This window comes from Streptomyces sp. NPDC031418, from assembly GCF_055581605.1.
The window spans coordinates 132,890-146,213 of sequence record NZ_JBVIJC010000007.1; the positions used below are offsets into that span (position 1 = coordinate 132,890).

Consider the following 13,324-nt stretch of genomic DNA (forward strand, 5'->3'; position numbering starts at 1 on the left):
TGGACGGGCGTGTACGACGCTAGTGCCGGGCGCTCATGCCTTCCACGACCGATCCCGTCATGTGCTCATGGCGCATCGGGTATGAAGTGCCCGTCGGACAGGGCGAACCGCTCGGTGGCCAGCCTGCGGAAGTCCTGCGCGGCGGGCGAGAGATAGGCGTGCCGGCGCCACACCAGGGTCAGCGTGCGATGGCAGTCCGGGGCGTCCAGGTGCAGCCAGGCCACACGGCCGTCGTCGCCGAGGGCCCGCCGGGCGACGGCCGGCATCAGACCGATGCCCAGCCCGGCGCCGATCAGCCCCGGGGTGGCGGCGGCTTCGTCACCCTCGCAGACCACCCGGGGGGTCAGCCCCTCCCGGGCGAAGAGCCGCTCCAGCAGAACCCGTTGCCAGTGTCCGGGGCGGGTGCTGACGAACTCCTCGGCGGCCAGCTCGGCGACGGTGACGCGGTCCCGTCCGGCCAGCCGGTGCCCGGGCGGCACCGCCAGCAGGACCTCCTCCCGCACCAGCTCCACCGAGCGCAGTTCCGGCCCGGCCAGCGGCTGGGACGCGAGCGCGAAGTCCACGTCCCCGCCGGCCAGATGGCGCGCCATGGCGTCCACCGGGGCCTGGAACAGGCGCACCTTCGCCTCGGGGCGCAGCGCCCGGAAGGCGGACAGCACGTCGGACAGCTGGAGCAAGGTCTCGGCGGCGACGGCGATCCGGCCCGGACCGGCACCCGAGGCGTCGGCCATCTCCCGCTGGGCGTCGTCGAGTTCGGCCAGCGCCCGGTCGACCCGGCGCAGAAAGGCGGCCCCGTGCTCGTTCAGCCGGACCCGGCGGCCCGGGCGGTCGAACAGCGGGACGCCGAGTTCCGCCTCCAGCCGGATGATGGTCCGGCTCACCGACGGTTGGGCGACCCGGAGTTCGGCCGCGGCCCGGCTGATGTGCTGGTGGCGGGCCACGGCCTGGAAGTAGCGCAGCGACAGCAGATCCATGGCCGTAGTCTCGCGGAATAGAGCTGGATCTCAGGCGGGTTGACGGATCGAGAAGCTTTCGGACCGACCGTCTCCCGGAGTCGCAGTGATCGACGTGATACGCATCGAGGTCACCCAGCCCGTCAACGACCCCGCCGAGGAGGGGCAGTACCGGCTCGACCGGGACGAGCTGTGGGACGGGCTGCGGCGGAAGGCCGAGAACGCTGTCCCCTTCATCGAGGGCATGTCCGAGTGCACGGTGCTGGAGCGCCGGGCCGACGGCCTGGTGCGGGAGGTGGTCGTGCGGGGTGAGCGGATCAGGGAGGACGTCGTCTTCCGGCCGGGCCGGCGGGTCAGCTTCCACCGTGACGACGACCGGGCCACCTGGGTGATCCACAACGAGATCGGGCAGGACGCGGACGGCGGACTCACCCTGAGCTTCGCCAGCGAGATCACCTTCCACGGCGAGGACGCCGCGGCCGGACCGGACGCCGCCACGATCGAGCGGATGCGGGACAGCACGGCGCGCACGGTACGGCACACCCTGGACGTGATCCGCCGGACGACCGGGGCCGCCTAGGACGATTCTCCGGGGGGTTCTTCCTCGGGGATGGGCCGGCTGGGGCTTTCCTCGGCCAGGGGCCGGCTCCCCGTCAGGTGGGCGAAGACGACCACGTTGCCCTGGTAGCCGGTGGTCCGTGAGTAGCCGCCGCCGCAGGTGATCACCCGGAGTTCGGGGCGGGGGGCGGCGCCGTAGACCTTCTCGTCGGGGAAGTCGCGGGCCGGGTAGACCTCGACCGCGTCCACCGTGAACACGGCCACCGTGCCGTCGCTGCGGTCCACCTCGACGACCGCGCCCCGGCGGAGCGCGCCGAGGCCGTAGAAGACGGCCGGGCCCTCGGCGTTGTCGACATGGCCGGCGACGATCGCGGTGCCCGTCTCGCCGGGGGTGGTGCCGGCCTCGTACCAGCCGGCCAGGTTCTTCCGGTCGGCGGGCGGGACGTCCAGGCTGCCGGAGCGGGTGAGGGCCAGTCCCATGAGCGGCGCGTCCACGTGGATCGCGGGGATACGGATGCGCCGGGGAGGGGAGGGCGGCAGCGCGGGAGCGGCGGGCTGCTCGCCGCCGTGCGGGCCGGTGGCCCGGCCCTCGGCGGCCGACGGCTGGGGCGGCGGGGCGTGTGTCCCGGTGCCACCGCCGAGCAGCCATACGCCCGAGCAGAGGGCGACGACGGTGAGGGCGGCTATCGCGGTGTCGCCGAGCCTGGCGGTCCCGGCGGGTCCGGCCGTTCTCGCGGTCCTGACGGTCCTGGCGGTCCTGGCGGTCCTGCGCATGCGAACCCCCTCTCGTGGAGGCGAACCCTGACGGCGGACCCCCGAGGCTGGGCCCCTCCCCCTCCGGGCCGCGAGGGGCATCGGACCCGGAGGGGGTGGGGCGTGCGGTACCGGCGGACGGACAGCGGAGGGTGTCCGTCAGATCCCGTCGCCTCTCGCCCGGCGATGCAGGAGCCAGGTACCGCCCGCGGCGGCGACGGCCAGCGCCGCCAGGCCCGCCGCGGTCTGCACGGGGTCGGGGCCGAGTGCGCCGCCGACCCCCGTCTTCAGGCTGCCCCGCGGCTGCACCTGCTCGTGCGCCGCGCTCAGCGCGACCACCAGGTCGCCCGTCGCCTGGCGGTCGCCCTCGGCGCACTTGGCGACGATCTCGTACGTCCCCGGCTGCGCGCTCGACGGCACCCGGAACTGGCCGATCGCCTCGCCCTCGTGCGTGCTGGGCGCCAGCGTGAACGTCCCGGCGCCGACCGCCCCCGCGTCCCCGGTCGCGGAGCCCTTCTCACCGCACACCGCGGTGTTCACCGTGACCTGTGCGCCGGGCGCCACCGTGGACGGGTACACGTCGAGGCGGCCGGCCGCGCCGCCGTACGCGGGTGCCGCGGCGAGTCCCGCCGCGGCCGCGGCGAGCGCGGTGCCGGTCAGCAGACGGGCGAGGCGTCGGCGTCGCATGGTGCTCCCCAAGGGCTCGCGGTTCGGCTTGTCCGTCCGGCGTGTCCGGTCGGCTCGTTCGCTACCGAGGTAAGTCGCAGTCGGGGAGTTCCGCTTGCCGGGCAGGCGGGCGGCACTGCGGTGAACGGGTGTCGCCGACGACCCCCACACGGCCTATCCCGCCGGAAGTCCGGGCAGGTCACGGGCGTGCGGGGGTCGTGGACGAGAGGGTTGTACGAAGAACACACGAATGGAGCGACGGATGCCGTTGAACGGGTGACGGCGCGCGGACGGCCACACCGTCACCCGAGGAGCCGTCACCCGAGGAGCCGTCAGTTCACGTTGACCGCGCTCCAGGCCGCGGCCACCGCGTTGTACTCGGTGCTGCCCGCGCCGTACAGGTCCTTGGCGGCGTTCAGCGTGGCCGTGCGGGCGCCCGCGTAGTTGGTCGAGGACGTCATGTAGGTGGTCAGCGCCCGGTACCAGATGCGGGCCACCTTGTCCCGGCCGATGCCGGTGACGGTCGAGCCGTTGTACGTCGGCGAGTTGTAGCTGACGCCGTTGATGGTCTTCGCTCCGCTGCCCTCCGCCAGCAGATAGGCGAAGTGGTTGGCGACGCCGGAGGAGTAGTGGACGTCCAGGTTCCCGACCGAACTGCTCCAGTAGTCGGCCGAGTTGCCGTCCTTGGAGGGCTGGTCCATGAAGCGCAGCGCGGTCTTGCCGAAGCCGGACTTCACGATCTTCTCGCCGATGAGGTAGTCACCGGGGTCGGAGGAGTTGTTGGCGTACCACTCGACCATCGTGCCGAGGATGTCCGAGGTGGCCTCGTTCAGCCCGCCCGACTCGCCCGAGTACGTGAGCGCCGCCGTCTTCGACGTGACCCCGTGGGTCATCTCGTGCCCGGCGACGTCCAGCGCGACCAGCGGCCCGAAGGTGCTGCCGTCGCCGTCGCCGTAGGTCATGCAGAAGCAGCTGTCGTCCCAGAAGGCGTTGTTGTAGCCGCTGCCGTAGTGGACGCGGTTGTACGAGCCCTTGCCGTCGCCCGCGATGCCGTTGCGCCCGAAGGTGTTCTTGTAGAAGTCCCAGGTCATGTTGGTGCCGTACTGGGCGTCGACGGCGGCCGAGGAACGGTCGGCGTTGCTGCCCGTGCCCCAGTGGTTGTCCGAGTCCGTGAACACGGTCGACGGGGCCCGGCTGAAGCAGATGCCGAGGAAGCACAGGTCGGTCTTGTTGGCCGCGTCCCCGGTGTAGGTGTTGCCGCGGGTGGGGTCCGTGAGCTGGTACGCCGACCCGGACGAGGTCGTCTCCAGCGGGACGGTGCCGCTGTACAGCGACTGGCCGTCCCCGGACGCCGTCTCGATGCTGTCCCAGGCGTCGATCCGGGCGCCGGTGCGGGCGTCGGTGAGGACGGTGCGGGCGACCGGGTTGCCGAGCGAGTCCAGGCCGGCCACGTTGGTGCGCCAGGCCAGCCTGGGGGCGCCGTGCAGGGCGTCGACGATCAGCTCGGGCTTGGCCTTGACCTGCCGTAGCGACTCGCCGAGGTGGACGGCGCGCAGGGCGTTCACGGCCAGGTCGGAGGCCTTGGGGGCGCTGATCGCGGGGGTGATGGTGGGCAGGGATATGGTGCGCCTGGTCGCGCGGTCGGCGCCGCGGAAGCCGCCGCTCGGGGTCAGATGGACGACGAAGTCGCCGCCGAGTACCGGCAGTCCGCGGTAGGTGCGGTCGTAGCGGACGTGCTGGGTGCCGTCCTTGTCCACGATCACGTCGCGGACGCTGGTGCGCTCGGCGTCGGTCAGGTTCAGGCTCGCGGCGTGGCTCAGGAGGGCCGACGCGGCGTTCTGGATCGCGGCCGCCCGGGTGGGTCTGGCGTCGGCGTGGGCGGCGGGGGAGAGGGCGACGGCCAGCAGGGTCGCGGTGGTGGCGGCGACGCCGGCGGTGGCGAGACGACGGGGTCCTCGGACGTGCTGCCGTATCCGGCTCATCTGTCTCCTCGGGAAGGCGCCAGTCAAGGCGTGGGGTGGCGCTGATGCCGAGTGAGATTTAAGAGGCCACGACATGTCATGTCCATAGCGCCTTCATGGAGATGTGTGGGGAGCCCGAGGGGGTCCAGAATCGGTTCCGTGATCGCCCCGGACCCCGAACAGCGCGCGCAGCTGCCCTTCTTCGTCTACGGCACGCTCCGCCCCGGCGAGCCGAACCACGATCTGTTCCTGCGCGGACGCACCGCCGCCGAGGGACCCGCGCGCCTCCCGGACACCGCCCTGTACGACGGCCCCGGCTACCCCTACGCCGTCGACCACCCCGGCACTTCCGTCCACGGCGCCCTGGTCACCGCCCGCCCGGAGGCTTACGACGCACTCCTCGCCGCGCTGGACCGGCTGGAGGAGTACACCCCGGGCGACCCCCGCAACCTCTACGACCGTGTCACCCGCGACGCCCTGCGCCCCGACGGCACCCCGGTCCGCGCCTGGGTCTACCTGGCAGCCCCACCGGTGGCCGCCCGGCTGCGAGCGGAGGGACGACGGATCGCCAGCGGGGACTGGCTGTCGAGGGGGTGAGACCGGCCTGGCGCGAGGGGCCGGGACAGGCGGGGCGCGAGGGGGTGAGGCCTGCCGGGAGATGGGGGGCGAGGGTCCGCGCCGGGGACGCTCAGCCGGCCGTCAGCTGCACCCCCGCCGGCACCTCGATCCCGAACTCCGCCGCCACCACCCGGCGCGCCTCGGCCTCCCCGGCCAGCTTTCTCTCGAGTACCGTCCCGTCGGCCAGCGTCTCCGTCAACAGGGTCCCGTCCAGGGCGAGATGGCGGTCGGCCGTGGTGCGCTGGAGATACGGGCGGCGGGTGAAGGGCGAGCGGGGGCTGGTGGCGATGTACCAGTTGAACATCTCCAGATCGACGGGCGCGATGGGCTCCACGGTGAACGCGTACTGCCCGACCCAGTCCCGCTCCCGGCCGTCGTACACCTGCAACGCCCACAGCTCCAGCGGCCCCTGGTGCGGCAGCACCGCCAGCCGGTGCCGGCGCCCCGCCCCCTCGAACTCCACACCGGTCACCAGCGGCACCGGCAGCAGCAGCGCCCCCACCGCGCCGAAACCGACGTCCGCCAGATACGGCTCCGGCTCGCCCGGCACCTCCACCCGCAGCATCGCGTGCGTCCGCGGCCGGCTCTCCGGCGTATCCGCGCCCAGCACCACCCGCCCGGCCAGCAGCGTCACCCGGAATCCGAGCGCCTCCAGCGCCAGCCGCAGCAGGGTGTTGTGCTCGTAGCAGTAACCGCCGCGCCGCCCGTGCACCATCTTGGCCACCAGGTCGGCGGCGGCCAGCGACGGCACTCTGCCGGACACGGCGTCCAGGTTCTCGAAGGGCAGGGACCGGGCGTGGGCCAGATGCACACCCCGCAGCGTGCCGAGGCCGGGCCGCCGGTCGCCCTCCCACCCGATGCGGGCCAGATAGGCGTCGAGATCGAATCGCTTGCTGTCGGACATACCAGGACCGTACGCGGACCCGGCCCCTTCCCGCCTCGGCCCCCGGATGGATCACGGGTGGAAGCCGTTGTGCACCGCAGGGTGGAAGCCGTTGTGCACCGCAGGGTGGAGGCCCGCCGCGCCCCCGCCCTCCGCCGCGCCCCCGCCCTCCGCCCGAGGGCCCACGACCTCCACCCGCACCGCGCACACCTTGAACTCCGGCATCCGGGACGTCGGGTCCAGGGCCGGGTTGGTGAGGGTGTTGGCGCGGCCCTCGCCCGGCCAGTGGAAGGGCATGAAGACCGTGTCGGGGCGGATCGCGGTCGTGATGCGGGCCGGTGCCACCGCCCGGCCGCGGCGGGAGACCACCGCCAGCCGGTCGCCCTCCGCGGCGCCGAGGCGGCGCGCGAGCCGCGGGTGCAGCTCCACGAAGGGGCCCGGCGCGGCCGCGTTCAGCTCCGCCACCCGCCGGGTCTGGGCGCCCGACTGGTACTGCGCCACGACCCGCCCGGTGGTCAGCAGCAGCGGGTACTCGGCGTCGGGCTCCTCCGCCGTCGGCCGGTGCGTCACCGGCACGAACCGGGCCCGGCCGTCGGGGGTGGCGAAACGGTCGAGGAAGAGGCGGGGGGCGCCGGGATGAGGTCCGGAACCGGCTGTGGATCCGCCCTCGGCGGCAGCAGGTGCGTCGGCCACGGCCGGCGCGACAGGGGCAGTGTCCGGTCCCGCCGCCCCCTGCGGGCACGGCCAGAAGACCCCGTTCTCCTCCGCCAGCCTGCGGTAGGTGATCCCCGAGTAGTCCGCCGGGCCGCCCGCGCTCGCCCGGCGGAGCTCCTCGAAGACCTCCTCCGGGTCGGCCGGGAAGCCCTTCTCCACCCCCAGCCGGTCCGCCAGCTCGTGCAGGACGTACAGGTCGCTGTGGACCCCGGGCGGCGGAGCGACGGCCCGGCGGCGCAGCAGCACCCTGCCCTCCAGGCTGGTCGTCGTACCCGTCTCCTCCGCCCACTGGGTGACCGGCAGCACCACATCGGCCAGTTCCGCCGTCTCCGACAGCACCACGTCGGCCACCGCCAGGAAGTCCAGCGACCGCAGCCGCTCCTCGACGTGGGCCGCGCGCGGCGCCGACACCACCGGGTTGGAGCCCATCAGCAGCAGCGCCCGGACCTCCGTACCGAGGGCGTCGAGGAGTTCGTACGCGCTGCGGCCCGGACCCGGCAGACTGTCCGGGTCCACGCCCCACACGCCGGCCACGTGCGCGCGTGCCGCCGGATCGTCCAGCCTGCGGTAGCCGGGCAACTGGTCGGCCTTCTGCCCGTGTTCCCGGCCGCCCTGTCCGTTGCCCTGCCCGGTCAGACAGCCGTAACCGCTGTACGGCCGCCCCGCGCGCCCCGTCGCCAGGCACAGGTTGATCCACGCGCCCACCGTGTCCGTGCCCTTGGCCTGCTGCTCCGGCCCGCGCGCGGTGAGCACCATCGCCGACTCGGGCTCGCAGAACATCCGGACCGCCCGGCGCAGTTCGGGAACGGACACCCCCGTGATCCGCTCCACGTACTCCGGCCAGTGCGCCATGGCCCCGGCCCGGGCCTCCTCCCAGCCGCTGGTCCGCTCCCGTATGTACTCCTCGTCCGCCCGCCCCTCGGCCACCACCAGGTGCAACAGGCCGAGGGCGAGGGCGAGATCCGTGCCCGGGCGCGGTGCGAGATGCAGGTCGGCCTGTTCGGCGGTCCGGGTGCGGCGCGGGTCGACGACGATCAGCGTGCCGCCGTTCTCCCGCAGTTCCGAGAAGAACCGCAGCGAGGGCGGCATCGTCTCCGCGAGGTTGGAACCGACGAGGATCACACACCCGCTCTTCGGGATGTCCTCCAGCGGGAAAGGCAGGCCCCGGTCCAGACCGAACGCCTTAGCGCCCGCCGCCGCGGCCGACGACATGCAGAAGCGGCCGTTGTAGTCGATCTGCGAGGTGCCGAGCACCACCCGGGCGAACTTGCCGAGTGCGTACGCCTTCTCGTTCGTCAGTCCGCCGCCGCCGAACACGCCCAGCGCGTCGGCGCCGTACCGCTCGCGCGTCGCCCCGAGCCGGCCGGCGATCCGGTCCAGCGCCTCGGTCCAGCTCGCCTCCACCAGCCGGCCGCCCGACCGCACCAGCGGCGAGGTCAGCCGGACCGCGGGCGACAGCACCTCGGCCGCCGTACGCCCCTTGCCACACAGCGCGCCCCGGTTCACCGGGAAGTCCACCCGCTCGGTGACCTCGACGCCCCCCGTGGGCAGGGGCGTGATGTTCATCCCGCACTGCAAGGCGCAGTACGGGCAGTGGGTGGGCGTCGAGGTGTTCTCCATGTGCCCAGCGTGCTTCCGGCGTGTTACGGCCCGTGCCCGCCCCCGGTTACACCCCCGGCACGGCGACCTCCCCGCGCGCGACCGGGCACCGTGAGGCCGTAGCCGTAGCCGTAGCCGTAGCCGTAGCCGTCACCGCTCGGTGGCCAGCGCCCGGGTCACCCCCTGCTCCTTGGGGCCGAGGAACTGCGGATCCGGCCGGAACACCACGTCCAGCGCCGCCTTGCCCGCCGCGAACACCTCGCGGGTGCCGCCGTAGTACCAGGTCACGTCGTGGGTGGCGGCGACCCCCACGCCGTACGAGTCGATCCCCGCCGCCTCGCACAGCGCCACCGCCCGCCGGATGTGGAAGCCCTGGCTGACCAGCACCGCCCGGTCCACGCCGAAGATCTTCTTGGCCCGCACACAGGAGTCCCAGGTGTCGAACCCGGCGTAGTCCCGCACGATCCGCCCGTCCGGCACCCCGTGCCGGCGCAGGTAGGTGCGCATGGCGTCCGGCTCGTCGTAGTCCTTGCGGCTGTTGTCCCCGGTGACCAGGAGGACCTTGACCCGTCCCTGCCGGTACAGCGTCACCGCCGCGTCCAGCCGGTGCGCCAGGTACGGCGACGGCTCGCCGTTCCACAGCCCCGCGCCGAACACCACCGCGACGGGTGCCTGCGGCGCGTCGGCCGTCGTGCGCAGCCGGTCCGCCGTCGACACGAACAGCCAGGTCGCCGGCAGCAGCGCCAGCACGCATCCGGCCACCACGGCCTGCACCAGCCGGCGCTGTCCCTGGCGTGTGCGCGGCAGCCGCGGTCGACGGATCTTCATAGTGCCCCCATGATTCGGTTCCGCTCATGGAGGACGCCGACGGGCGCGCTCCGGTTCGCCTCACATCGCGCGCGTGTACGACGTGAAGCCGCGGCAAACACCCGTGACGGCCCGGCAACGACCGCGCAATCTGACACCGCGAGGATTTCCGCATGACGGCGTCCCACCCTGCCGACGGCTCCCCGGACGAGGCCCGCGGCTTCCGCGACAGCACGGCGCACCTCATGGACCGCATCGGCGGCGGGCTCGTCGGCCGGCTGCGGCTCGTCTCCCCGCTGCGGGGCGGCCACCGTCCGGCCCCGCCCGCGCTCGTCCTGGTCGCCCACGGCAGCCGCGACCCGCGCGCGCTGAGCACCGTGCGGGACCTGATGGACCGGGTGCGCGACGTGCGCCCCGGCCTCCCCGTCCATCTGGGCCACATCGAGCTGAACGAGCCGCTGCTGCCGGACACCCTCGCCGGGCTCGGCGACACCTCCGCCGTCCTCGTCCCGCTGCTCCTCGGCCGGGGCTACCACGTCAAGCACGACATCCCCGAGATGGCGGCCGCCGCACCGGCACGCACGCGCGTGGCGGCCCCGCTCGGCCCGCATCCGCTCCTCGCCGAGACCCTGTACGAGCGTCTGGCCGAGGCCGGCTGGGACCCCGAGATGTCTCCCGCCGCGCGCCGTACCAGCGCGGTGATCCTGGCCGCGGCCGGCTCCCGCGACCCCGACTCGGCGACCGACACCCGTCGCACCGCCCGCCTCCTGGCCGACCGGCTCGGCGTCCCGGTGGTCCCCGCGTACGCCTCCGCGGCGAGCCCGACCGTCCCGATGGCACTGCGCGCCCTCGCGGCCCGTGGCCGGCACCGGGTGGCCATCGCGTCGTACTTCACCGCCCCGGGCCGCTTCGCCACCCAGTGCGCCGAACAGGCCCCCTGGATCGCATCGGCCCCTCTGGGCGCACACCCGGCCCTGGCCCGCCTGATCATCCACCGGTACGACGCATGCCTGGCACCCCTCTGGACAGAAGCCGCCTGATCCCGCCTCACCCCCCGAACGACATAACCCACCCCCCACCCACACCCCCCGCACCGCCCGATTGTCAGCGGCGCCGCTTACTGTCGAGGCATGGAAGGCACCGCATCCCCCACCAGCTACGATCCGGCGTCGGTCGAGCGTTGGGTCGGGGAGCCCGACAAGCGGCCCGGGCGTACCGCCTTCCAGCGGGATCGGGCCCGCATCCTGCACAGTGCCGCGCTGCGCCGGCTCGCCGGGAAGACGCAGGTGGTCACGCCCGGCGCCCGTACCCACACCTGGGACCCCAGCCCCCGCACCCGGCTGACCCATTCCCTCGAATGCGCGCAGGTCGGCCGGGAGCTGGGCGCGGCCCTCGGGTGTGATCCGGACCTGGTGGAGGCGGCCTGTCTCGCGCACGACCTCGGCCATCCGCCCTTCGGGCACAACGGCGAGCAGGCCCTGAACGACTTCGCGGACGACTGCGGCGGCTTCGAGGGCAACGCCCAGTCGCTCAGGATCCTCACCCGCATCGAGCCCAAGCGGTTCACCGAGAAGCGGTCCGTCGGCCTCAACCTCACCCGCGCCACCCTGGACGCCGCCACGAAATATCCCTGGCCGCGCGGCGCCCACCCCACCGACCCGGGGTCCGGCAAGTTCGGCGTGTACGAGGACGACCGGCCGGTGTTCGACTGGGTCAGGGCGCACGCCCCCGGCGCCCGCACCTGCTTCGAGGCGCAGGTCATGGACTGGTCCGACGACGTGGCGTACTCGGTGCACGACGTCGAGGACGGACTGCACGCCGGCCACATCGACCCCAACTGCCTGCACGCCGAGCCCGAGCGGCAGGCGGTGTTCGAGGTCGCCGCCCGCCGCTACGCACCCGCGGACACCGACCCGGCCGAACTCGCCGCGGCCCTGGACCGTCTGCTGGACGAGGAGTGGTGGCCGCACGGCTACGACGGCACCGCGGTCGCCCAGGCCCGGCTGAAGGACGCCACCAGCCAGCTCATCGGCCGGTTCTGCCTCGCCGCCGAGGGCGCCACCCGCGCCGCGTACGGCACCGGCCGGCTCACCCGCTACGGCGCCGAGCTGGTCGTACCGCGCGAGACCCGCATGGAGTGCGCCGTGCTCAAGGCCGTCGCCGACCGGTATGTGATGCAGCGCGCCGAACAGGAGCGGCTCCGCGCCGACCAACGGGTGATCGTGGCGGAGCTGGCGGACGCGCTCACCGCCCGCGCGCCGGACGGCCTCGACCCGCAGTTTCGGGCACTGTTCCACGGGGCAGGCGACGACCACACGCGCAAGCGGGTGATCGTCGACCAGATCGCCTCGCTCACCGACGCCTCCGCGCGGTCGCTGCACGCGAGACTGACGGGGCATATGTGAGAGGAACGTGACCCGGCTGGCCTGATCGGGTCACTCCCTCTTCCCGCACGCCGCCCTGTGCGGGAGGCTCGCAGATGGCGGCACCCTTACGAGGAGGCATCAAGTGGTCGACGCGGATCAGACATTCGTGATCGTCGGAGGCGGCCTCGCCGGCGCGAAGGCGGCCGAGACGCTCCGTGCGGAGGGCTTCACCGGCCGGGTGATACTGATCTGCGACGAACGCGACCACCCCTACGAGCGCCCGCCGCTCTCCAAGGGCTACCTCCTCGGCAAGAAGGAACGCGACAGCGTCTTCGTGCACGAGCCCGCCTGGTACGCGCAGAACGACATCGAGCTGCACCTCGGCCAGACCGTCGACGCGATCGACCGCACCGCGAAGACGGTCCGCTTCGGCGACGACGGCACCCTCGTCCGCTACGACAAGCTGCTCCTGGTCACCGGCGCCGAACCGCGCCGGCTCGACATCCCCGGCACCGACCTGGCCGGCGTGCACCATCTGCGCCGCCTCGCCCACGCCGAGCGCCTCAAGGGGGTCCTCACCGCCCTCGGCCGGGACAACGGGCACCTCGTGATCGCGGGCGCCGGCTGGATCGGCCTGGAGGTCGCCGCGGCGGCCCGTGAGTACGGCGCCGAGGTCACCGTGATCGAACCGGCGCCCACCCCGCTGCACGGCGTGCTCGGCCCCGAGCTGGGCAACGTCTTCGCCGAGCTGCACCGCGAACACGGCGTCCGCTTCCACTTCGGGCGGCAGCTCACCGAGATCGTCGGCCAGGACGGCGTGGTCCTCGCCGCCCGCACGGACGACGGCGAGGAGCACCCGGCGCACGACGTCCTCGCGGCGATCGGTGCCGTACCCCGCACCGGCCTGGCCGAGACGGCGGGGCTGGAGCTGGCCGACCGGGCGCACGGCGGCGGCATCGCGGTGGACGAACGGCTGCGCACCTCCGACCCCGACATCTACGCGGCCGGTGACGTCGCCGCCTTCCCGCTCCAGCTGGTCGGCACCAGGATCCGGGTCGAGCACTGGGCGAACGCGCTGAACGGCGGCCCCGCGGCGGCCCGCTCGATGCTCGGCAAGGACGTGGTCCACGACCGGGTGCCCTACTTCTTCACCGACCAGTACGACCTGGGCATGGAGTACAGCGGCTGGGCGCCGCCGGGCTCGTACGACGAGGTGGTGATCCGGGGCGACGCGGGCAAGCGGGAGTTCATCGCGTTCTGGGTGCGGGAGGGGAGGGTGCTGGCCGGGATGAACGTGAACGTGTGGGATGTCACAGAGCACATCCAGAAGCTGATCCGCTCCCGGGCACAGGTGAACAGCGACGCCCTCTCCGACCCCCATGTGGCCCTGGACAGTCTTCTGCCCTGACGCCCGAGGGCACCGGGACTGTCACTGCGCCCCCGTAG

Annotated in this window: 12 protein-coding genes; 5 read left to right on the forward strand and 7 right to left on the reverse strand. The window is 73.4% G+C overall.

What is annotated here, in order from left to right:
* Positions 1–65: 65 nt before the first annotated feature.
* Positions 66–974, reverse strand: a complete 909-nt coding sequence (locus tag ACZ5CZ_RS11520; RefSeq protein ID WP_385844716.1) for a LysR family transcriptional regulator — start codon at positions 972–974, stop codon at positions 66–68.
* Between the two features lie 85 nt (positions 975–1,059).
* On the opposite strand from ACZ5CZ_RS11520, the gene ACZ5CZ_RS11525 reads away from it, so the two are divergent.
* Complete coding sequence (locus tag ACZ5CZ_RS11525; protein WP_385844717.1) at positions 1,060–1,533, forward strand: SRPBCC family protein; 474 nt, start codon at positions 1,060–1,062, stop codon at positions 1,531–1,533.
* Here the strand turns inward: ACZ5CZ_RS11525 and ACZ5CZ_RS11530 are convergent.
* The 3 genes from ACZ5CZ_RS11530 to ACZ5CZ_RS11540 all read right to left on the reverse strand — a co-directional run bounded on the left by ACZ5CZ_RS11530 (position 1,530) and on the right by ACZ5CZ_RS11540 (position 4,912).
* On the reverse strand, positions 1,530–2,285 hold the full coding sequence (locus ACZ5CZ_RS11530; RefSeq protein WP_468941635.1) for a class F sortase: 756 nt from the start codon (positions 2,283–2,285) through the stop codon (positions 1,530–1,532). The genes ACZ5CZ_RS11525 and ACZ5CZ_RS11530 overlap by 4 nt on opposite strands.
* Before the next feature lie 138 nt (positions 2,286–2,423).
* Entirely contained in the window at positions 2,424–2,951 is a 528-nt protein-coding gene (locus ACZ5CZ_RS11535; RefSeq protein WP_385844719.1) for a hypothetical protein, read from the reverse strand.
* A 311-nt stretch (positions 2,952–3,262) separates the two neighbouring features.
* Positions 3,263–4,912, reverse strand: a complete 1,650-nt coding sequence (locus ACZ5CZ_RS11540) for a M4 family metallopeptidase (RefSeq protein ID WP_385844720.1) — start codon at positions 4,910–4,912, stop codon at positions 3,263–3,265.
* A gap of 138 nt (positions 4,913–5,050) precedes the next feature.
* Between ACZ5CZ_RS11540 and ACZ5CZ_RS11545 the strand changes: the two genes are divergently transcribed.
* Positions 5,051–5,488 carry a gamma-glutamylcyclotransferase family protein gene (locus ACZ5CZ_RS11545; protein ID WP_468941639.1) on the forward strand — a complete coding sequence of 146 codons (438 nt, stop codon included), beginning with the start codon at positions 5,051–5,053 and terminating at the stop codon, positions 5,486–5,488.
* 91 nt (positions 5,489–5,579) lie between these two features.
* On the opposite strand, the gene ACZ5CZ_RS11550 is transcribed toward ACZ5CZ_RS11545, so the two are convergent.
* From ACZ5CZ_RS11550 to ACZ5CZ_RS11560, 3 genes are all read right to left on the reverse strand, one after another.
* Positions 5,580–6,413: an arylamine N-acetyltransferase family protein gene (locus ACZ5CZ_RS11550; protein ID WP_468941642.1), complete on the reverse strand. Its 834-nt coding sequence runs from the start codon at positions 6,411–6,413 to the stop codon at positions 5,580–5,582.
* Between the two features lie 51 nt (positions 6,414–6,464).
* The gene (locus ACZ5CZ_RS11555) at positions 6,465–8,726 is read right to left on the reverse strand and encodes a molybdopterin oxidoreductase family protein (RefSeq protein ID WP_468941644.1); all 2,262 of its coding nucleotides are present in this window, start codon (positions 8,724–8,726) and stop codon (positions 6,465–6,467) included.
* Between the two features lie 129 nt (positions 8,727–8,855).
* The gene (locus tag ACZ5CZ_RS11560) at positions 8,856–9,533 is read right to left on the reverse strand and encodes a SanA/YdcF family protein (RefSeq protein WP_385844726.1); all 678 of its coding nucleotides are present in this window, start codon (positions 9,531–9,533) and stop codon (positions 8,856–8,858) included.
* A 152-nt stretch (positions 9,534–9,685) separates the two neighbouring features.
* Here ACZ5CZ_RS11560 and ACZ5CZ_RS11565 point away from each other — a divergent pair, with 152 nt between their 5' ends.
* The 3 genes from ACZ5CZ_RS11565 (at position 9,686) to ACZ5CZ_RS11575 (ending at position 13,286) form a co-directional block, all read left to right on the forward strand.
* On the forward strand, positions 9,686–10,552 hold the full coding sequence (locus ACZ5CZ_RS11565) for a sirohydrochlorin chelatase (RefSeq protein WP_468941648.1): 867 nt from the start codon (positions 9,686–9,688) through the stop codon (positions 10,550–10,552).
* A gap of 90 nt (positions 10,553–10,642) precedes the next feature.
* Complete coding sequence (locus tag ACZ5CZ_RS11570; protein WP_468941651.1) at positions 10,643–11,917, forward strand: deoxyguanosinetriphosphate triphosphohydrolase; 1,275 nt, start codon at positions 10,643–10,645, stop codon at positions 11,915–11,917.
* A 103-nt stretch (positions 11,918–12,020) separates the two neighbouring features.
* Positions 12,021–13,286, forward strand: coding sequence for an NAD(P)/FAD-dependent oxidoreductase (locus ACZ5CZ_RS11575; protein WP_385844730.1), 1,266 nt, complete (start codon positions 12,021–12,023; stop codon positions 13,284–13,286).
* The last annotated feature ends 38 nt before the right edge of the window (positions 13,287–13,324 follow it).

Coding starts and splice junctions, on each gene's coding strand:
- ACZ5CZ_RS11520 (WP_385844716.1), bottom strand. CDS start 974: ATGGATCTGCTGTCGCTGCGCTACTTCCAGGCCGTGGCCCGCCACCAG.
- ACZ5CZ_RS11530 (WP_468941635.1), bottom strand. CDS start 2,285: ATGCGCAGGACCGCCAGGACCGCCAGGACCGTCAGGACCGCGAGAACG.
- ACZ5CZ_RS11535 (WP_385844719.1), bottom strand. CDS start 2,951: ATGCGACGCCGACGCCTCGCCCGTCTGCTGACCGGCACCGCGCTCGCC.
- ACZ5CZ_RS11540 (WP_385844720.1), bottom strand. CDS start 4,912: ATGAGCCGGATACGGCAGCACGTCCGAGGACCCCGTCGTCTCGCCACC.
- ACZ5CZ_RS11550 (WP_468941642.1), bottom strand. CDS start 6,413: ATGTCCGACAGCAAGCGATTCGATCTCGACGCCTATCTGGCCCGCATC.
- ACZ5CZ_RS11555 (WP_468941644.1), bottom strand. CDS start 8,726: ATGGAGAACACCTCGACGCCCACCCACTGCCCGTACTGCGCCTTGCAG.
- ACZ5CZ_RS11560 (WP_385844726.1), bottom strand. CDS start 9,533: ATGAAGATCCGTCGACCGCGGCTGCCGCGCACACGCCAGGGACAGCGC.
- ACZ5CZ_RS11565 (WP_468941648.1), top strand. CDS start 9,686: ATGACGGCGTCCCACCCTGCCGACGGCTCCCCGGACGAGGCCCGCGGC.
- ACZ5CZ_RS11570 (WP_468941651.1), top strand. CDS start 10,643: ATGGAAGGCACCGCATCCCCCACCAGCTACGATCCGGCGTCGGTCGAG.